A 20,538-nucleotide genomic window follows, 5' to 3' on the forward strand; every position below is an offset into this window, starting at 1 on the left:
GTAGCTGTGCAGTTAAGCAGCCCGTCACGAAAACATGACCAGCAAGAAAACTGAGAATGAATTCAACTACTGACTACTGACTACTGCTTCTCCTATTTCTCATAATCATTATCAGGCCGCCAATTCTTGGCGCGTCCGAGTGTTTGCAAATAGGTCACCAGGGCCTGGAATTCTTCTTCGTTATTCACGATCCAGGGGAAGGGCGGCATGATCGAACCCGGCACCAGATCGCGCGGATTGCGGAAGTGCGTGCGATGCCATTGCTCATCGTATTTGCCGCCCACGCGCGAGAGATCAGGCCCTGTACGCTTGGTGCCGAACAGATGCGGACTGTCATAGACGAATTCATCCGGCGTCGAAACCGGCGAATCTACGCCTTTCCACCCTGAACGTTTGGTGTCAGCCAGCAATGTGCGCGTCTGTTGCGTATGGCAATACCAGCAACCTTCGCGCACATAAACCGCGCGGCCTTTCAACTGCTGAGCGGTGTAAGGTTCGAGCTTGCCAGTGACGCCTTTGCTGGGATCACTGTTCTCAAACGGCTTGGCCCAGCTTTTGTCCACAATGGGCGGCACGACGGTCGTCAGCAAGCCACCGATGAAAAACAGCCCCAAGGCGGCCACGACGAAAGCAACTGCGCTGTAATCAGCTTTATGTAGCATGACGTTCTCCTAAAGTAAGCACTGCGAATGGACCTGTGTCCTGATTGCTCAAGCCTGATAATCAATTTCCTCTTTGCCCGGAATGCCGAACGGGTAGCCAGTCGTTTCGAGCAAATGCAGCCGCCGCAACTCAGGCTGCGTGTGAATCTGGCGAATCTGTTCATCCTGCTGCCGCATCAAAGCGGCCACATCGCCTTCCGCCGAAGCGTCCATCGCCAGCGCCGCCTCGTGGTTGCGCGCGATGATGCGGTCGTAAAGCGGCTTCTGAAAGTTTTGATAGAGCTGCAAATCCCAACGCAAGATGTCGGGATGGCCTATCTTGGTCGGCGCCGGCAGCGCTTCGATCAACTTGGGCAAGCTCTGCAAACCCATGTTCAGCCCCTGTCCGCGCGCCGGGTGAATGGCGTGCGCGGCATCGCCGATCAAGGCCACATTGCCTTTCACATATTCGTGGCAATGCACCATCTTGACGGGATAAAACCCGGCAATCTCTGAGTCGAAGTCGCGCAGGATGTGCGCCCGTTCCGACAACACCTGGGCGCGTTCCGCCGGCGTGGATTTCTTCCACCAACTGATGCCCTCAGCGCCCACCGGCAACGTAACCTTGATGCGGTTATCCATGCGTTGTTGAATCACCAGCATGCCGGTGCGACCGGCGTAGCGAAAGAAATAATCATCCGGTTTCAACGTCGCCGGGCGTGTCCCGAATAACGCCACCATCGGATGTTGATAGGCATGTTCAAGCGCCGTGAAATGCAACGCCGCGCGCACGCTTGAACTGGCCCCATCCGCGCCGATGACGAGGTGCGGCTTGATCGTGGCGGTCTCGCCATTGGGCAGCGTCACCGTCAACGCGTGAATGCCTTTGTCATCGGCCTCGAACTGGCGCGCGACGACCGGCTGCAACTTCACAAAATTCGGATTCTCTGCCGCCAGTTCCAGAAACAACTCGGCGATCAAGTCGTGATGAAAGACCAAAAAGTACGGATACGAAATCGGCAATTCATCATATTTCACCGCCAGCAAAGTCTCGCCCGCAGCGGTGCGAAACTCGTGCGCAATGCGCTTGCCCGCGCCGCGCGCAAAAAACTTGTCCAGCACACCCCAACGCGCCAGCAACTCGACCGTGTACGGTTGAAAGTGGTCGCCCCGCGCGGTGTCGAGTTTCTCCTTGCGTTGCTCCACCAGCGTGATGCGGTAATTCTGATGCCGTAATGCACAGGCCAGCGCCGCACCAGCCACGCCGCCACCCACAATCAAGATGTCGGTTTCGATGATTGACATGGTTTCTCTTCGGAAGGGGCTAGGGGTTAGGGACTGAGCGAACTCTGAGCTTCCCTGCTCCCCGCCTCTCCGTCTACGCGGCTGCGGCTATAGCCGGGCGCGTCTCTTCGCCGCCGCTGTTCATCATCGTCGCCAGAATGTTGTAGGCAAAGGTCGTGATGCCGCCGAACATCAAGATGCCAGAGAAGAAGCGCACCAGCCAGACCGGTTGCAAGGCGACAACCGTATCAATGAACGGAATCGCCGGGTTATTCCATTGCCAGCCTTGCCAGAATCCGCCCAGCCATAACGTCACAAAGAAGCCCAGACCGCCAATCAGGAAGAGCCAAAAACTCCAATTGGCCAGCGCCTCGGAATAGAGGCTGGTTTTGAAAGCGCGCGGCACGACGTAATAGCAGCCGGCAATCGCGAAGAACGAAAACGCGCCCAGCACGGCCATATGCGCGTGGCCTGGAATCCAGTCGGTCTTGGAAACGATGGCATTGACCGTGCGCAGACTATGCATCGGCCCTTGGAAACAGGTCAGCAGGTAAAACACCACGCCCGACATCAAGAACTTCAGCGGCACATTGTCGCGCAGTTGATGCCACTGGCCCTTCATCGTCGCAAAGAAGTTGTAGACCACGACCCACACCGGAATCAGCAGCATCACCGAAAAGGCAATCGTGATCGTTTGCAGCCATTGCGAAATCGGCCCGTGAAGCATGTGATGCGCGCCCGTCCAGACATAGACAAATGCCAGCGACCAGAAGCCGATCATCGAAAGTTTGTGGCTATGCAGCGGCGTGTTCGCGGTTTTGGGAATGAAGTAATAGGCGATGGCCAGGCCGACCGGCGTAAAGATCAAGCCGACCGCGTTGTGCACATACATCCAGTTCAGGTTGGCCTGGTTGACGCCCGTGGTGAAGAGCGTCGCGAAGTTGCCAACCAAGTAAACAAACGCCGTCCACAAGATGGTGCCCAGGCAATACCAGATGGTGACGTACATTTGTAGATACTTGCGGGTGGCGACGGTCATGAAGATATTCGTGCCGAACATAATCCAGGCCACGACTACCAGCACATCCAGCCAGGTCGGCAGTTCGGCGTATTCCAGTCCCTGATTGAACCCCAACAGCAACACCACCACGGCACTTAGAATGATGAAATTCCAGAGCGCCGCCGTCGCCGCGCCGAGTTTCTCGCTCCACAGTTTGACGCCGCACAAACGCGGGATGACGTAATACATCAGCCCCATATCCGCCGCCAGCAGCCAGCCGAACAGCATACCGTTGACGTGCAAAGGGCGCAGCCGCCCGTAGGTCAGCAACGGGATCGTCCCCATCAACCCGGGCCAGACAAACTTGGCCGCAATGACCAACGCAATAATGCCCACGATAAAGAAATAGGAAATCGAACTGATGAGAAATAGTTTTGCGGTCGTGTCTTCGTGCAGCGATTCGTTGTGCCGCACCGCTTGGGAAATGGGCGCAGCGCCAATGCTGGCTTGTGCTTGCATAAAGTCTCCTCAGATAAATGTACGGCAGGCTGGCAGCCTGCTGTCTGGCTTCCTCATTGAAGCAATCCGAAATTGTCAGCAGGCTACCAGCCTGCTGTACATAAATTATTGGTGATGAGTTGGAACGTTCTTCCTGCTACGGCTTAACCACACAAAAGCAATGCCGATTGCCAGCCAGAAAAGAATGTGCAACCAATTCCGCGTTACCACAGCATCAATTGCCGCGATGCCGAAGAAGAGAAAGAAAACGGTTAGGCTAGTGCTTGTTTCCAGTCTTTGTAGTTTGGGCATTTTGGTTCAAGCTCCTCAGATAATTGACCAGATTCCCCACATCGTTCTTGGTCAAGCCGTAATCAACCCACGGCGGCATCGCAGTACCCTGCACGCCGTAGAGAATGGATTCGAATAAACGGCGGTCGGTCGTGGCGTTCAGGAAATCAGCATTGTGCAGATTGCGCGGGCGCGGCAGGATGTCGAGCGAGTTCGGCCCCTTGCCATCCGCCTTCTTCCCGTGACAGCCCGTGCAACGTTGCTGGAAGATTTGATCGCCCCGCGTCACCGATTCCGCCGACATTGCAATCGGATTGGTATTCGGGACATCGCGCTCTTTCAGTGGGCGTTGCTTGTCTTTCACATACGTTTGCCGGATGTAAGCCAACAAACTGCGCACCTGCTCGTCATTCAGCACGTGCCCCCACGGCGCCATCGAAGTCCCCGCGACACCTTCTTTGATCGAAGTGATGAGCCGTTCATCCGACTTGCTGTTCATGAAACCGGCTTTGGTCAGGTCGCGCGGATACGGCTCGAGATAAACCGCGATGGCGCCTTTGCCGTCGCCCTTTTCGCCGTGGCAACGCGCACACGTCCCTTTGAAAAACTCGGCGGGCGAGGTGAACGGCGGCGGAGTCGTCAGGCTCTTCAAGTAAGCCGTGATGGACAGAAAGTCGGTCTCCGGGAAACCAAACGAGGGCATGATCGAATCGGCCACGCGCGCGCGCGGATCGCGGAAATGCTCCATGAACCATTGCTCGTCGCGCACCAAGCCGGCAAAGGACAAGTCCGGCGCCACGCCGCCATCCTGATTGCCTAGCTTGTGGCAAGCCAGACAGGATTTGTCGTTGATGAGCTTTTCGCCCAGGGCTGCGGTGGGGACCGTTGCAACCACGGACGAAGCAGTCGCAACGGACGTGGCCGCAGCCCCCGGTTGACCTGGTTGGGCCACTTTGCCAACGGTACTTTTACCGGCCAAAGTGGCGCGATACCGGTCGAGCGAGGTCTCTGAGTAATTGATCCCACGGCGACTCTTTAGAAAAGTGACCAAGGCGCGGATTTCGGCCTCACTCAGTTTGAACTGCGGCATCACCGAAGTCTTGCTGTTGGCGCGCGGATCAACGATAGATTCCCACAGATAATCCAGCTTGAATTTCTTGCCGACTTCGCTCAAATCAGGGCCGAGCGTGCCGCTCGACAACCCTTCAATGCGATGGCAGCCATAACAGTTTTTCCGGAAGAAGAGTTGACGGCCCTGGGCGACCAGCGGCGTACTCTTGAAATTCTCTTCGGTGTGGCACTGCGCGCAGTTGGCTTGCATGAACTCAGTGCTTTTGAGTTTGTCTTTGAACTCCGCCCGCCAGTCGTGTTGCGTCACATAACCCAAGAGCGGGTCGTTCCAGTAATGGTCTTCGCCATGCGCGTAGAAGGTTTCCAAGCCACGCCCTTGCCCGTCGTGACAGACCGTGCAGCCAAAGTCAGAAAATTTATGCCGCCGCTCCCACTTGCCATTGAGCAGGCGGTCGCCCAACGCTTCAGAAAACGGATGCGACCGCAACGGCTGGGCGTGCTCCTTGAAGCGCGGATCATCGCTGCCGATGTGACAAGTCAAACAACGATCCACGCGGTTTTCGCCAAAAGTGGTGACGATGGTTTGCTCGATACGCGGTTTGCGTCCGCTGACAGCAGCGCGTTCCGTGTCCGTCTTGGCCAGCGCGCGCGCCTGATCGAAATAGGCGGTTTGATAGCTCTCCCATTTGTGGAAGAACTGGTCGTAAAAGACCAAGCCGTGAATAATCAGAATAACGAACGCTGCAATGGCCAGTGCCAGTCGCATGATGCAATCCTCGGTAATCGGTAATCGGTAGTCAGTAGTCAGTAGTCAGTAACCAAATTTGCCTTCAATTTTCTTGCTTAGTCAGAGTCAAACTGATCGAGAACTATTCCCGCCACAATCTACTGACTACTGACTACTGATTACTGACTACTGACTACTGACTATTTCTTCTTACCACGGTGAAACGAACTCCCAGTTCGGCCCACGGAAGAAAGTGCCAATGATAATGAGCACGATATTGACGATCACAAAAATCAGGAAGAGCGTGTTTGGCAACAGCCGCTCTTTGGCAAACCACTTGCCCACACCTTTGTTACTGCGATCCAGATAGGGCGCGAGCAACAGGATCAAAACTTCCAAGCCAGGCACGCCAACTCCGCCCCAGAATGCCGAATAGCTCACCTGCTCCTGCAAGCCCAGAAAGTACCAGGGCGCTTTGGCCGGATTGGGCGGATGCAACACATTGACGGGTTCTTCCAGCGGCGCGTTAAACAGCAGCGACACCACCAACACACCCGCAATCGTCAGCACGAGGACGAATAACTCCGCCATAAACAAATTCGGCCAACTGAAAACCGAGTTCTCCGGCACGTTGCCCACTTTGGTGAATGGCCCGCGCACCAAGCCCTGAATGCCGTAATGCTTCTTTTCAATGGGCAGGACAGGCGCCACCGTCTTGGCGGCCACGGCCAACGCGGGGACTCCGTTGACAGCGGGAGCAGCGCTAGCCGTCACGGCAACCGGCTCCAATTCGCGCGGCCATTCCGCCAAGTTTTCTTTCTTAGGAATTTCCGGTTGTGGCGGCGCATCGGCATCGGCTGGGCGCGAGAGACCGCCGTCTTTGCGGATGCGCCAGAAATGGATGGAAACCAGCACCGTCACCAGCAGTGGCAACACCGCAATATGCAGCACGTAAAAACGCAGCAGCGCCTCTTGCCCCACGGTGTAATCACCGAGCAGCAGGAATCTCATGTCCTGCCCGACAACCGGCGCGTAACCGGCGATGGCCGTGCCCACCGTAATCGCCCAAAAAGCCAGTTGATCCCACGGCAACAAATAGCCGGTGAAGCTGGAAAACAGCGTCAGCAAAAACAGCATCACGCCCACGACCCAATTGAATTCGCGGGGCTTCTTGTAAGAGCCGGTAAAGAAGACGCGGCACATGTGCAGGAAAACAATGGCCACCATGAAATGCGCGCCCCAGCGGTGCATGTTGCGCAGGAAGGTGCCGAACGCGACCGAGCCGCGCAGGTCTAGCATACGGTCATAGGCCTGCGTCGTGGCAGGCACGTAATAGAACATCAGCAGGATGCCGCTCACCGTCAAAATCACGAAGAGGAAGAAGGACATCAGCCCCAGCCCCAGCGTGTACCAGGGTTTGAGCGTATTCCGATTGACCTTGACGGGGTGGATGTGCAGGAAGAAGTTCGTGAAACTGGTTTGCGAACGACCCAGATCGCTATTCGGCAACGAATGGCGGAAGATTGAACTCCATACGTTGCCGGGAAATTCTTTCAACGTCGTCAGCAAGCCGGGTTTCGGCAATTTCGTCGCTTGGCTCATAGTTGCCCTACACCTTCAGATAGGTTCCGGCGCCCACTTCGGTGCCCTTGTCCACTTCCAATTCGCCATTCGGCGCGAGGCTCAGCGCATACCACGGCAGCGGTTTCGGCGCAGGCCCGCCCGTCACATTGCCGTCCTGATCGAAGCGCGAACCGTGGCACGGACAGGCAAAACCTGTTTCGGATGGCGCGATGATGCAGCCCAGATGCGTGCACGTCGTCGAGATGGCGCACAGTTTGTCGCCTTCGCGCACGATGCACACCCGGTGTTCGCCCAACGCGATGCGCGTGCCCGACGGGAAATCATCCGGCTTGCCGATGCCGAACCGATTGGGTGCGCCGTAGGTGGCGCGTGGTTTGATGAAAACGAGATTTGAGATTGCGCTGATGATGGCCGAACCAAAGAGACCCACGCTGCTCAGCCAAGCCAGCATGCGGCGTCTATTCTGTTGGCCTTCGGTCAATTCCTCGACCGCGTGTTTGGCGGGCTTACCCACTGCCATCGTGATCCTCCTGTAACAAACGCTCTGGTACGGATGGCCGGGCAGACTGCGGCTCTACGGACTCAACCAAGTCTTCGATGTCGGACCAGAAGACCTGGTATTTCGTCTCCTCCAGATCGCGGAAATAATCTTTTTTGACTGCGAGAATGAAGATCAAAAGAGCGCCCACTCCCATCAGCAAGCTGGCGATGATTGCGATCCACGTCAGGCTCATTGACATCATAACGGCTCCGTTACTCGGTCAATGCATAGCCGTGATATACCGGCCTGACCGATGGGAATGGGCTTAGAAGAACAGCAAAACGAGCAAGGAGAAATGCAGCTTATTTCTCACTTGCCCCACCGTTCAGCAACTCCGATGCCAAGCAGAATCGGGCCTTCACTGCGGCAAATTGCGTAGAATCCGGGCGTATCCGTAGCCGCACCTTTACTCCTAACCAACAGTTTGCGGAAAAGCACCCACGGGCACTGGGGAAATTTCTCGACTTTGCAGCGAGGGCGGCTGGCGTAGGCTTTGCTTCAAAGCGCAACGGGAACTAGCGCGAAAGGAAGGCGGAAAGTTTCCGCAATTTCAATCGCCTTTCCAGATAGACGGAGGTGCTTTATGACAAAACGTTTGGTTTGCCTGGCCGCATTCTTCTTTGTGCTGGCTTATGCTTGGCCGTTGCGCACCAAATCCACGCACGCCCAAACTCAAGAGCCTGACTATCGCAATAACAACTGTGTGAACTGTCATTCGACCGTCGCCGAGCCACTGCATGTCAGCAGCCGCTTTTTTGAATGGCAGAACTCGCGCCATCAAATGCGCGGCGTCGGTTGCGACAAATGCCACGGCGGCAACCCCACCACCAACGACCCCAAGCGCGCACACGAAGGCGTGTTGAATGTGGACGATCCGCGCAGCCCGCTGCATTACCGCAATCAACCTGAAACCTGCGGCAAGTGTCATCAGACAATCGTCCAGGCCTTTGTCCAGAGCGAGCATTATCAAAAGCTGAAAGGCTTGGGCCTGGGCGCAAGCTGTAATACCTGCCACGGACACATGGCCACACAGGTCGTCACTTCACCCAAAGCCACCGCCGACATGTGCGCGCGGTGTCACGATTCGATCAATTACCTCACGCCGCGCCCTGAAATCCCGCAACGCGCCAACGCCACCATGCTGGCGTTCCAACGCGCCAATTCGGTCATCAACTGGGACATGCTCTTGTTAGCAGAGGCGCAAAAACGCGGCCTCGACGCCAAAGCCGAACAAGCCGAGTTGAAAGAGGCCAAAGATTCTTTCGAGCAGGCGCAAATCAACTGGCATGAGTTTAAGCTTGAGGTAGTGCGCAAACAGGCTGACGCCGCGTTCTTCAAAAGCATGAAAGTGCGCGACACCTTGCGCCGTAAATTGGGTGTGGCCTAGCGGGCGCCGAATAGCGGTTTGAAATATCGGCGGCAAAGCGGTATTGAAATTACGTGCAGGTCGAAGTCCTTCCTGAAAGCGCTTCCGCCTGCGCGTGGTTTTAACGCTTTTCAATTGCGCCGATGATCAAACCGTTGCCAGAACGTCTGAAACAGCGCCCCGACACGCGCGCGCGGCTGTTGACCGAACGCGCCATCGTGCGCACGGCGGGCGCATCGCTGATTGCGGGTAATGCCGTTCGCCTCTTGAAGGATGCCCGCGAAAATTATCCCGCCTGGCTGGCCGCCATTCGCGCCGCTGAACACACCATCCACTTCGAAAGCTACATCCTGCACCAGGACAAACAGGGTTACGAATTCGCCGACGCCCTGATGGCCAGGGCACGGCTGGGCGTTCGCGTGCGGCTGATTTACGATTGGGCCGGGGCACTGAATGCCACCTCCAATAGCTTCTGGCGCGAATTGCGCGCGGCGGGAATTGAGGTGCGCTGCTTCAATACGCCCCGCTTCGATAGCCCCTTTGGCTGGATCAGCCGCGATCACCGCAAGATGATCACCGTGGATAAACGCATTGGTTTTGTCGCGGGCCTCTGTGTCGGGCAGATGTGGGTGGGCGATGAAACGCGCGGCATTGATCCCTGGCGCGACACTGGCGTCGAAGTGTGCGGCCCGGCGGTCGCGGAGATCGAGAACGCCTTTGCGCAGATGTGGACGCTGTGCGGCGCCCCTTTGCCGAAGGATGAAAATACGGGCGCGCCCGAGCTTGCGCCCGCAGGGAGCGTAAACCTGCGCGTTGTTGCTGGCATGCCGAATGGCGCTGGATTGTATCGCCTGGATCAAATGATTGCCGCCACGGCCCGCAAAACCTTGTGGCTGACCGATGCCTATTTTGCGGCGACGACGCCCTATGTTCAGTCCCTGCGCGCGGCCGCGATGGATGGCGTGGACGTGCGGTTGTTGGTACCACAGGCCACTGACATCCCGGTGGTGCGTGCCTTGTCGCGCACAGGCTATCGTTCGTTGCTGGAAGGGGGCGTGCGCGTCTTTGAATGGAATGGCGCGATGCTGCACGCCAAAACCGCTGTGGCGGATGGGCGCTGGGCGCGCGTCGGCTCGACCAATCTGAATCTGGCCAGTTGGCTTGGGAACTGGGAACTGGATGTGATTGTCGAAAATCAAGGCTTCGGGCACGCGATGGAGCAGATGTATCTGGATGATTTGCAGAACGCGACCGAGATTGTCTTGACCGCCCGCAATCGTATCGCGCTGATTCGTGAACGCCGCCGCCGCAAGTTGCGCGAGCAATTCAGCGTCACCGGTTCCAGCCGTGCCGCCGCCGGAGCGATTCGCCTGGGCAACGCCGTAAGCGCCGCACTCACCAATCATCGCGTGCTCAGCCCGTCAGAAGCGCGTATCACCGCCAGCGCGGGCTTGCTGTTGTTGTGCTTGTCCGGCCTGGCGGTTTGGTGGCCACATCTATTAACCGTACCGCTCGCCTTTTTGGGTGCCTGGGTCGCCATTTCACTCTTCCTGCGTGCGTATGACCTGCATCAGGAAGGCAGGCGCGAAACCAAGTTGTCGTTGGCGACCAAGAGCGCCGTCGCCGAAACACCGAAAGAAGTCGAGAAGGTTTGAGATGCTGCGGTTCCGCGTCGTCACTTACAACATACACAAATGCCAGGGCCTGGATCGCCGCGTCAGCCCGGAACGCATCGTCAATGTGCTGCGTGAAATTGACGCCGACGTGATCGCGCTGCAAGAAGTGCTGGCCATACGCGGGCGCGGCAGCGCACACGACCAGGCGCATTTCATTGCCGAGAGCCTGGGGATGCAATACCAACTGGGTGAAAACCGGCGCCTGCACGGCGGCGCGTATGGCAATCTGGTCTTGACGCGCTGGCCAATGAATGCAGCCGTCAACCACGACATCAGCATTGCGGGCCGCGAACAGCGCGGTTGTTTACGGGTTGATATTCAATTGCCCAACGACCAGTTGCTACATGTTTACAATGTTCACCTCGGCACCTCATTCACCGAACGCCGCCAACAGGCGCGCCGCCTGCTCGACACCGCCATTTTGCATAGCGACGATCACAACGGCCCGCGCATCATGCTCGGCGATTTCAACGAATGGACGCGCGGCATGGCTTCGCGCCTGCTGGCCGAGCATTTTCAGAGCGCCGACATGCGCCTGGCGCTGGGCCGCCAACGCACCTATCCCGGCGTGCTGCCGTTTTTGCATCTGGATCACATCTATTATGACAAAGCGCTGGAATTGGAAGCGGCGCAATTGCATCGCGGCCGCTTGGCGCTGGTGGCGTCGGATCATTTGCCGATTGTGGCCGAGTTTCATTTGCGTCAGTGAGGCTCGACCTGGGTACGCACCGCTTCCAGCGTGCAGTCTTTGGGGGCCCGAACATAAGCCAATAGCTCTGACTTGACGCCTGCACGCTGGAAGCGGTGCGTACCCAGGTTAGACCCAAAGCTCAATGTGATTCGCGCGTGACCTCTGCCCCGCTCTTGCCAACCAGAAAATCAAAATCAGCGCCACGATCCGCTTGCAACACGTGTTCGATGTAAAGCCGGTAATAGCCACGATCATACACTTGCGCAGGCGGCAACCATTGCGCGCGGCGGGCGCTCAGTTCTTCGTCGCTCACATCCAAGTGCAAACGGCGCGCGGCTACATCCAGCTCAATGACATCATCGTCTTGCACTAGCGCCAGCACGCCGCCTGCCGCCGCTTCGGGCGCAACGTGCAAAACGACCGTGCCGTAGGCCGTGCCGCTCATGCGCGCGTCCGAAATGCGAATCATATCAGTGACGCCTTGTTGCAAGACTTTGGGCGGCAGCCCCAGATTGCCGACTTCGGGCATGCCGGGGTAGCCTTTCGGGCCGCAGTTTTTCAGCACGAGAATACACTCGGCGTCTACATCCAAATTAGGATCGTCAATGCGCGCGTGATAATCCTCGATGTCTTCAAAAACGACGGCGCGCCCGCGATGCTGCATCAACGCGGGCGTGGCGGCGGATGGTTTGAGCACCGCGCCATCCGGGCAAAGATTGCCGCGCAGGACGGCGATGCCGCCTTGTTCGGTCAGCGGTTCGTCGAAGGCTTTGATCACGTCGCGGTTCCAGCAGGGCGCGGCGGCGGTGTTTTCGCCGATGGTTTTGCCGTTGACGGTCAGCGCGTCGCGTTCGATCAAATCGCCCAATTCGCGCACGACTGCCGGGACGCCGCCGGCATAATAAAAGTCCTCCATCAAATACTGGCCCGACGGCATCAGGTTGACCAAACAGGGCAAATCGCGACCCCAGCGGTCGAAATCTTCCAGCGTCAATTCGATGCCGACACGCCCGGCAATTGCCAGCAGGTGCACCACCGCATTCGTCGAGCCACCGATTGCGCCCAGGACGCGCACGGCGTTTTGAAACGCCGCGCGCGTCAAAATCTGTGACGGGCGCAAGTCTTCGGCAACCATCTCGACCATGCGCCGCCCGGCCATGTGCGCCATCGCATAACGACGCGCATCCACTGCCGGAATCGCGGCGTTGTGCGGCAAGGCCAGCCCCAGCGCTTCGACCATGCTCGCCATCGTCGAAGCGGTGCCCATCGTCATGCAATGCCCGGCGGAGCGGCTCATACACGATTCGGCTTCTTGAAAATCACTCAGCGACATTGTGCCCGCGCGCACCTCTTCGCTGAAGCTCCAGACATTGGTGCCCGAGCCAATATCCTGGCCGCGAAACTTGCCGTTGAGCATCGGCCCGCCCGACACGACCAGTGTCGGCAGATTGCAACTGGCCGCGCCCATCACACAGGCCGGCGTAGTCTTGTCGCATCCGACCAGCAACACTACGCCATCAATCGGATTGGCGCGGATGGACTCTTCGACATCCATGCTCGCCAAATTTCGGAAAAGCATGGCCGTGGGCCGCAGCAACGGTTCCCCCAACGACATCACGGGAAACTCAACCGGGAAGCCGCCCGCTTCATAAACGCCGCGTTTGACGTGCTCGGCAAGCTGGCGAAAATGCGCATTGCACGGCGTCAGATCCGACCAGGTATTACAAATGCCGATAACAGGGCGTCCGTCGAAGAGGTGATCGGGCAGCCCCTGATTTTTCATCCAACTGCGATGAATGAAGCCGCCTTTGTCGGTGGGGCCGAACCAGGCGCGACTGCGCAACTTGCGCCCGCCCCCGTTGTTGCCATTGCCATTGCCCGCGTTGTGTTGATCGCTCATGAAATTTCCTTTGGTTGTTAAATGAAGAAGGTGAATTGAAGGCAATCTTTTTAGGACTTACGCAAAAGCCGGAAACTTTGCCACAGAGGCACGGAGACACAGAGCCAGCGAGCTAGTCTTCCGGTCTTTCATGTCTTTCCTCTGTGGCTCCGTGCCTCTGTGGCAATGCTTCTGCGTAAGTCCTACTTTTAAGCCAAGCGCCTCATTTCGGCAACTCGCAAACCGGCTGCGCGTTTTTCCGCTCGGCAATCGGCAAAATTACGCAATCCGGCAAGGCCAGGGCGGCAAGTGCAAGCAATCATTCTCGGTATGACGCTTGCTGCATACGACGATAATTCCATCATCTCAACTTCGCGAGGAAACATGGGCGAGCATAATGTCGCTGCAACAAATGGCGTACAACAAGCGCAAGCCTTCATGCACGCCCTGCTCAAAGATCTGACCGCCTTGGAAAAGATCATCGAAGGCGGGCGCATCGAAACGGGCGTGCGCCGCATCGGCGCGGAACAGGAAATGTTTTTGGTGGATGCCGGGATGCGTCCGGCATCCGTGGTGCCGCAAATTTTGCAGGCGGTGAACGAGCCGCGCCTAACCTCAGAAATCGGGCGCTTTAATTTGGAAGCCAATCTTTCGCCCCAACTTTTCACAGGCGGTTGTTTGCGCGCGCTCGAAGCCGAATTGCATGAATTGGTCGAACTCGCCCGGCAAGCAGCGGCTAAGCACGACGCCAAAGTGCTGCTGACCGGCATCCTGCCCACACTACGCCAGTCCGACCTGACGCTTGAGAATTTATCGCCCGGGCCGCGTTACGACGAATTGAATCGCACGCTGCAACGCATGCGCGGCAATCGCTTTTACGTCCACATCAAGGGACTCGACGAACTGCAACTCACCCACGACAACGTCTTGCTCGAAGCCTGCTGCACCAGTTTTCAGGTACACCTGCAAGTCAGCGCCCAGGAATTCGCCCCACTTTACAATCTGGCCCAAGCCATCACCGCGCCCTTGCTGGCGGCGGCGGCCAATTCCCCGCTACTTTTCGGGCATCGGTTGTGGCACGAGACGCGCATCGCGCTGTTTCAACACGCCGTGGACGAACGCTCCGACACGCGCCAGTTGCGCGCGCAACCGCCGCGCGTCAGTTTTGGCGAAAGCTGGATCAAAGCCTCCGTACTCGAAATCTTTCGCGAAGAGATCGCGCGCTTCCGCGTCGTGCTCACCAAACACATCGAAGAAGATTCCCTGGCCGTTTTGGCGGCGGGCCGTTTGCCCGAACTATCGGCCTTGCGTTTGCACAACGGCACAGTCTGGCGTTGGAACCGCCCCTGTTATGGCGTAACCGACGGCATCGCGCATCTGCGCATCGAGAACCGCGTCATCCCGGCTGGCCCCTCGCTGATTGATGAACTGGCCAATGCCGCGTTCTTCCTGGGCCTGATGACGGCACTGCCCGAAGAATACGGCGACATCACGCGCGTGATGTCCTTTGACGACGCCAAAGACAATTTCTTCGCGGCGGCGCGACACGGGTTGAAAGCACAATTCACTTGGCTTGGCGGGCAACGCCAGCCGGCAGCGGCGCTCCTGCTCGAACATCTGTTGCCCCTGGCGCGCGCCGGACTCAAACACGCGGGCCTTGAGAGCGCCGACATTGATCGTTACCTCGGCGTGTTGGAAGAGCGTGTGCGCTTTGATCAAAACGGTTCGCTATGGATGCTGCGCTCATTGGCGGCGATGCAAGATCAAGGCACGCGCGAACAACGTTATCAGGCCTTGACCGCGACGATGCTCGATCAACAACTCAGCGATACGCCCGTCCACCGCTGGGAAATCGCGCAGGTGGATGAAAGCCGCGACTGGCGGCACAATTTCCAAACGGTCGGGCAATTTATGTCTACCGACCTGTTCACCGTGCGGCCCGATGATTTGGTGGATTTGGCTGCCTGCGTGATGGATTGGCGGCACGTCCGCCACGTCCCCGTCGAAGACGACGAGGGCCGCTTGATTGGCCTAGTCTCGCATCGCGAATTGCTAAAGCTGGTCGCCAAGGGCGCAACACAAACCGCGCCTGTCACCGTGCAAGAAGTGATGAAGCCGCACCCCTACACCATCTCGCCGCACAACTCCACGCTCGAAGCCATCGAACTGATGCAGCGCTACAACATCGGCTGCTTGCCCGTGGTTGACAAAGGCAAGCTCGTGGGTATCGTCACGGCGTATGATTTTCTGTCCCTCTCGGCGGAACTGATTCGCGCAGAATTAAAAGGCTGACTAACCACAGGGAGCACGGCGAGCACGCGGAAAAGCCGGAAACGTGCTTGCCCAAACCTGCTTACACAAACTGTTCTCAACTGCTCTTCCCAGTGCATCCCATATCCCCTGTAGTTCCCCTGTCAATTTCAGGGCTTACGCAGAAACGTTGCCACAGAGGCACAGAGCCACAGAGAAAAGGCTTGGCCTATCCGAAAACACTTCTCTTGCTCTGTGTCTCAGTGCCTCTGTGGCAACGTTTCTGCGTAAGTCCTAAATTTGATAACAAGGAGTAAACGATGCCGCCATCACTGACCGACATCATCGAACGCTTGCACGCGCATTACGGCCCACCCGATCCACCGCCGAGCGACGATCCATTCGAGTTGATCCTGTGGGAACAAGCCGCCTATCTGGCGAATGACGCGCAACGCGCAGCCACCTTTGAACTGCTAGCCCTGCGCGTCGGCTTAAGACCGGAACAAATCCTTGCGGCTGAGGACGCTGTGTTACTCGAAGTCGCGCGCCACGGCGGGTCTATCGCCGTTGCCGAACGCGCCGCCCGCTTACGAGAATCAGCCCGCCTGGTCAAAGAGGAATGGAGCGGCGACCTGCGCAATGCCCTGCGCCTGCCGCCCGCCAAAGCGCAAAGAGCCCTGCAACGCTTCGCCTCCATCGGCGCACCCGGCGCCGAAAAGATTCTGCTCTTCACCCACACCCAACCGGTGCTGGCGCTGGAATCGAACGGCCTGCGCGTGCTGGTGCGTTTGGGCTTTGCCGCCGAACAGAAAAACTACAACGCCACCTACCGCGCCATCCGGCAGGCACTCGCAGCGGAGTTGCCGGCGGATTTCGACTGGCTGATCGCCGCGCATCAGTTGTTGCGGCAGCACGGGCAGGAGTTGTGCAAACGCACGCAGCCGCAATGTAAGAGTTGTCCATTGCGGCGTGCGTGTGTTTATTGCCAAGCTGCTGCGGGCTAAAACGACTGTTGCTATTTGATGGCGACGCGCACAACGTTGGCCGCCACGCCATCCACGTTTAGCGCCAAGTCAACTTCGCCGCGCCCAGCCAGACCGCGCGGCACCCGCGCATTGATCTGATCCAGGCCCGCCAAGTCGCCCTGCGCGCCCGCGAACGAAACCGGCAGATCAACGTTCCCCAGCTTGACTGAGACAGTGCTCAGCGAATTGCGTGCACGCCAGCCTGTGCCATACAACAGCAGAAAGACTTGCTCGCCGTCCGCGCTCACATCGAGCGGCACGGCGACAAAGCGATTGAGCACAGCGTCAAACCGCGCGAGCGGCTCGAAGCTTTGCGCGCCGTTCGCGCTCACCCGCAAGGCCACCGCCGCCGCCACGCCCTGTCCGTTGGCATTGGCCGCAAACAAACCCGGCGCAACCGGCGCGATGCGCAACTTGCCGGTCGAGACCGCGCCGTCGCCGCTCGTCACCGTCACCTCTGCTTCGCCCGCCGCCGTGCCCAGTGGCATCAGGTAATTGACCTGGCCCGGCGCGACGAAAAAGAGCGGGGCCACCCGCTCGACGCCCGCGCCATCACGCACTCGCACCACTGTGCCCGCCAGTGTCGTCGGCAAGGGCAAGCCATTTGCTGTTTGCGTGGTGGTCGCCAGTCCGACGCCAAAGGCCGCCACCATTGCTTCGCTGGCGACGGCGCTGGCGCTGAAACTGGCTGCTGAAACACTCGCCACGGTGCGCGCCACCATCACTACGCCCGCTACCCAATTGGCCGTCAAGCCGCGCGCGGCGGCGTCCACGACTTCGCGTCCGATGGGCGCATCGCCCAACGTCAACATCACCGCGCCCGCCGCATTCGCCGTCGCCGCCAGCGTCACCACCAGCAATGGCCGCGTCCCCGCCGCGAAGCTTTGTCCGGCGGGCAAAGCGACGGCCAAGCCCACGCGCCCGTTGGCCGCCTGGTTTGCGTTGACGTTGAGCGCCGCGCCGATGGCTTCGCTGGCGACCGCCGCAGAAACGAAGCGCAACTTGCCCGGATCGAAATTCAAGCTGAAGCCCAACGCATTCTCATTGCCCAGCGCGTCGAATTCGACGGCGAGCGCGCCTTGTTGCCCTGGGATGAGATTGGCGTTGCGCAGCCGGACCGTGCACGCCGCTTGTTGTTCGACAGCTTGTGGTGCGTCGTTCGGCGTGTCGTTCTCCGCCAACAAGCCGCTGACCGGTGCGGTTGGGCCGCCCGCCGAAACGACAGCATCCAGGCCCGCCGCATAGCGCCCGGCTTGCACCCAGTCGGCGATGGAGAGTTTGCCATCGCCTTTGGTTTCTTTGGGCGCGCAATCGGCGCGTTGGAATTCATTGCCTGCGGCGACGGCGTCTACGCCAGCGGCGAAGCGCCCCGCCTGCACCCAATCGGCAATCGTCACCGTGCCGTTGTTGTTGCCGTTGGGACGCGGCGTGACATCGGCTTCGTAGCCGGGCGAGACCGTCACGCTGCCGGGCGTGTAGCTGGTTGGCAGAATGACGGCGGCTGCATCAGCGGCCTCACGCGAAATCGGTTGGTCGGCAAAACCCACCGGCGTCGTCACAGCGGGGGCGTTGGCAGCGATCGTGAAAGTGACATTGACGAGCTGCCGTGTACCGGCGGCAAAGCGTTGCGTCGCAGGCAGGGCAACGGCGAGGCCGACGCGCCCTTGCGCCGTCTGGCTGAAGTTGAGATTGAGCGTCGCACCCACCGCGTCTGTGCCCAGCGCCGCTTGGGGATTGCTCAGAATGTTGGTGTCGAAGGTGAGGCTGAAACCGAGCGCGTTTTCGTCACCGAGCGAGACCAGTTCGACGGGCAGCACGACATTGCTGCCCGGCGCGGCGCTGTTGCTGAGGACGCGCACAAGTCGCGGACTGAACGCTTCATTCGTAGCCAGCGGAATCCCCTGGCCGCGGCCGGTAGCACCGCCAACCACGTAGAGCGTGTCGTTGATAACTTCCGCCGCGGCCCCCCAACGGGCTGTCGGCATTGGGTCTTCGGCGCGCCAGGTATTGGTTGCCGGATCATAGGACTCGGTAATGCCTGTCTCGGCTGGGCTGGGCAGTGGCGGGAATCCGCCAATTGCGTAGAGTCTTCCGCCAATGACCCCTGAAACCAACGAGGCACGCGGTGTGGGAATCGGCGCTTTCGTCGTCCACACGTTGGTTGCCGGGTCATAAACCTCAACAGTGCCAATACAACAAGTGCCGTTGTTATCACCGCCGACCACGTAAAGCTTTCCATCAATCGCCTCAGCAGTAGGATAGGCGCGCGCCGTGAGCATGGGGGCTTTCGTCGTCCAGGTGTCTGTGGCTGGGTCATATACTTCCAGCACGTTCGTGCGTGGAAAGGTGTTGTTCACAGCATTGGCCCCGCCCGCGACATACAGCTTGCCATCAATCACGGCAGCCGCAGAGGTGGAGCGCGGCGTCGGCATCTGTGCCTTTGTGGCCCACGTGTTGGATACAGGGTCATAGACTTCCAGCGTCCTCAACGACGGCGCACTTAATACGGCGCTGCCCCCCGCCACATAGAGTTTCCCATTGCTGACGCCTGCCGCCGCTGCCCAACGCGCTGTAGGCATTGACGCTCTTGGCTGCCAGGCGTTGGTGGCCGGGTCGTAAACTTCAAAGTCATTGAAGGCGGTGAGGGAAATCCCGTTGAATCCGCCCGCCACATAAAGAAGGTCATTGATGACGCCGGACATAACGTGTTCGCGGGCTGCTGGCAACGCAGTCCTGGTTACCCATGTACCGGTGCCGGGCAGCAGCAGACTCTTTGCCGCTGCCGGTTGAATGAGCTTCACTGCTCCGCACAATGCGATCAGAATGAGTAGTCCCGCGGCGATGAAAACTCGCGTTGCTGCCAAAGACGCTTTGCTGGTCATAGCTTGCCTCCTGATGTTGGTGGAATTTGTGTGGGGGAAGATTGCGACCGGTTGATGGCTGGTGCTAAATTGCTGACCTCATCAAAGACCGACAATTCAGCAAAGCCATCAACCGTTCGCTATAAAAGGCGGAAACGCGGGCGGAGAATTTAGTCGTGTGCAAAAAATAGTGGGCCGTCAGGCTGGCGGCCCACGCGAAAACCAATCACACCTTGAGGGCTTGGATGAACACCCCTGAATCACGAGATTTCACCGGTTTGTTGCTGGCTTGGCGCGGCGGCGAACCGGCAGCGCTGGAGCAGTTGCTGCCCGTCGTTTACGCCGAACTGCACAGGCTGGCGCGGCAACAGATGCGCGGCGAACGCGGCGACCACACGCTACAAACGACGGCGCTGGTCAACGAAGCCTACCTGCGGCTGTTGGACACGCGCCGTGTGCACTGGCAGAACCGCGCGCATTTCCTGGCCGTGGCGGCGCAGATGATGCGGCGCGTGTTGGTGGATCACGCGCGCGAACGCCAGGCGCAAAAGCACGGCGGTGCGTTGGTGCGCGTTTCGTTCGCTGAGGCGCTGGCGGTTGCCGAAGACCGTTTGCCGGAAATCCTGGCGGTGGACGAAGCGTTGGAAACGCTGGCGCGCACGCATCCGCAGGTCGCGTGCGTGGTCGAGATGAAATTCTTCGCCGGTCTCGCAGGCAAGGAGATTGCTGAAGTGCTGGGCGTGACGCCGGGGCGCGTCTCGCAGCTTTGGAAGTTTGCGCAAGCGTGGTTGCGGCGGGAATTGGAAGGTACGGAACTGGGCGGTACGGAACGGGGAGCGTCAGCGACCTGAGCCTCGGCAGCAGACGTATTCAATGATTTGCACAGCTTTGATTTGCGGCGGTACGTATACGCAGAACAGGGGAGCACCAGTGGTCCGAATCCCCGGCATCGGCCCAAGTTGGAGGCTCAGGTCGCTCACGCTCCCCGTCCGTAGCGCCTGTTCCGCACCGCCCCGTTCCTGTATCTGATTCTGAAAGGAGACGGCATGATGAGTAAGAGGTGCGGCGGTAAACTCCAGTTGCGAAAGTAGCTGGAGTAGATAGGTCAGAGGTTGAATCATCTCGTTGTGGCGATTGACCACGTAAAGGAGAC

The 20,538-nt window shown here is 58.8% G+C and carries 15 protein-coding genes; 6 read left to right on the forward strand and 9 right to left on the reverse strand.

Features of this window, described 5'->3' with window-relative positions:
- Positions 1-92: 92 nt before the first annotated feature.
- The 7 genes from HY011_17485 to HY011_17515 all read right to left on the reverse strand — a co-directional run bounded on the left by HY011_17485 (position 93) and on the right by HY011_17515 (position 7,839).
- Complete coding sequence (locus tag HY011_17485) at positions 93-662, reverse strand: cbb3-type cytochrome c oxidase subunit II (protein MBI3424730.1); 570 nt, start codon at positions 660-662, stop codon at positions 93-95.
- Positions 663-710: 48 nt separating this feature from the next.
- Positions 711-1,946 (reverse strand): FAD-dependent monooxygenase, encoded by a 1,236-nt coding sequence (locus HY011_17490; protein MBI3424731.1) that lies wholly within the window; start codon positions 1,944-1,946, stop codon positions 711-713.
- A 73-nt stretch (positions 1,947-2,019) separates the two neighbouring features.
- Positions 2,020-3,444, reverse strand: a complete 1,425-nt coding sequence (locus HY011_17495; GenBank protein ID MBI3424732.1) for a cbb3-type cytochrome c oxidase subunit I — start codon at positions 3,442-3,444, stop codon at positions 2,020-2,022.
- 256 nt (positions 3,445-3,700) lie between these two features.
- A complete protein-coding gene (locus HY011_17500) occupies positions 3,701-5,551 on the reverse strand; it encodes a c-type cytochrome (GenBank protein ID MBI3424733.1) in 1,851 nt (616 codons plus the stop codon).
- Positions 5,552-5,722: 171 nt separating this feature from the next.
- Positions 5,723-7,114, reverse strand: coding sequence for a cytochrome b N-terminal domain-containing protein (locus tag HY011_17505; protein MBI3424734.1), 1,392 nt, complete (start codon positions 7,112-7,114; stop codon positions 5,723-5,725).
- Between the two features lie 7 nt (positions 7,115-7,121).
- The gene (locus HY011_17510) at positions 7,122-7,616 is read right to left on the reverse strand and encodes a Rieske (2Fe-2S) protein (GenBank protein ID MBI3424735.1); all 495 of its coding nucleotides are present in this window, start codon (positions 7,614-7,616) and stop codon (positions 7,122-7,124) included.
- Complete coding sequence (locus tag HY011_17515; GenBank protein ID MBI3424736.1) at positions 7,603-7,839, reverse strand: cbb3-type cytochrome oxidase assembly protein; 237 nt, start codon at positions 7,837-7,839, stop codon at positions 7,603-7,605. Before HY011_17515 ends, HY011_17510 begins: the two co-directional genes overlap by 14 nt.
- Positions 7,840-8,220: 381 nt before the next feature.
- On the opposite strand from HY011_17515, the gene HY011_17520 reads away from it, so the two are divergent.
- The 3 genes from HY011_17520 to HY011_17530 all read left to right on the forward strand — a co-directional run bounded on the left by HY011_17520 (position 8,221) and on the right by HY011_17530 (position 11,388).
- Positions 8,221-9,024, forward strand: coding sequence for a hypothetical protein (locus HY011_17520; protein MBI3424737.1), 804 nt, complete (start codon positions 8,221-8,223; stop codon positions 9,022-9,024).
- A gap of 122 nt (positions 9,025-9,146) precedes the next feature.
- Positions 9,147-10,658, forward strand: a complete 1,512-nt coding sequence (locus HY011_17525; protein ID MBI3424738.1) for a cardiolipin synthase B — start codon at positions 9,147-9,149, stop codon at positions 10,656-10,658.
- Between the two features lies 1 nt (position 10,659).
- Positions 10,660-11,388 (forward strand): endonuclease/exonuclease/phosphatase family protein, encoded by a 729-nt coding sequence (locus tag HY011_17530; protein MBI3424739.1) that lies wholly within the window; start codon positions 10,660-10,662, stop codon positions 11,386-11,388.
- Between the two features lie 121 nt (positions 11,389-11,509).
- Here the strand turns inward: HY011_17530 and HY011_17535 are convergent, their stop codons facing one another.
- Positions 11,510-13,270: a dihydroxy-acid dehydratase gene (locus HY011_17535; GenBank protein MBI3424740.1), complete on the reverse strand. Its 1,761-nt coding sequence runs from the start codon at positions 13,268-13,270 to the stop codon at positions 11,510-11,512.
- A gap of 363 nt (positions 13,271-13,633) precedes the next feature.
- Between HY011_17535 and HY011_17540 the strand changes: the two genes are divergently transcribed.
- The gene (locus HY011_17540; protein ID MBI3424741.1) at positions 13,634-15,541 is read left to right on the forward strand and encodes a CBS domain-containing protein; all 1,908 of its coding nucleotides are present in this window, start codon (positions 13,634-13,636) and stop codon (positions 15,539-15,541) included.
- Positions 15,542-15,819: 278 nt separating this feature from the next.
- On the forward strand, positions 15,820-16,503 hold the full coding sequence (locus HY011_17545) for a hypothetical protein (GenBank protein ID MBI3424742.1): 684 nt from the start codon (positions 15,820-15,822) through the stop codon (positions 16,501-16,503).
- A gap of 11 nt (positions 16,504-16,514) precedes the next feature.
- Here HY011_17545 and HY011_17550 read toward each other — a convergent pair whose 3' ends face one another.
- Positions 16,515-19,406, reverse strand: coding sequence for a hypothetical protein (locus HY011_17550; GenBank protein ID MBI3424743.1), 2,892 nt, complete (start codon positions 19,404-19,406; stop codon positions 16,515-16,517).
- Positions 19,407-19,630: 224 nt separating this feature from the next.
- On the opposite strand from HY011_17550, the gene HY011_17555 reads away from it, so the two are divergent.
- Positions 19,631-20,236, forward strand: coding sequence for a sigma-70 family RNA polymerase sigma factor (locus tag HY011_17555; protein MBI3424744.1), 606 nt, complete (start codon positions 19,631-19,633; stop codon positions 20,234-20,236).
- The last annotated feature ends 302 nt before the right edge of the window (positions 20,237-20,538 follow it).

This window comes from Acidobacteriota bacterium, from assembly GCA_016196035.1.
In the GTDB taxonomy this organism is placed as follows: Bacteria; Acidobacteriota; Blastocatellia; order RBC074; family RBC074; genus JACPYM01.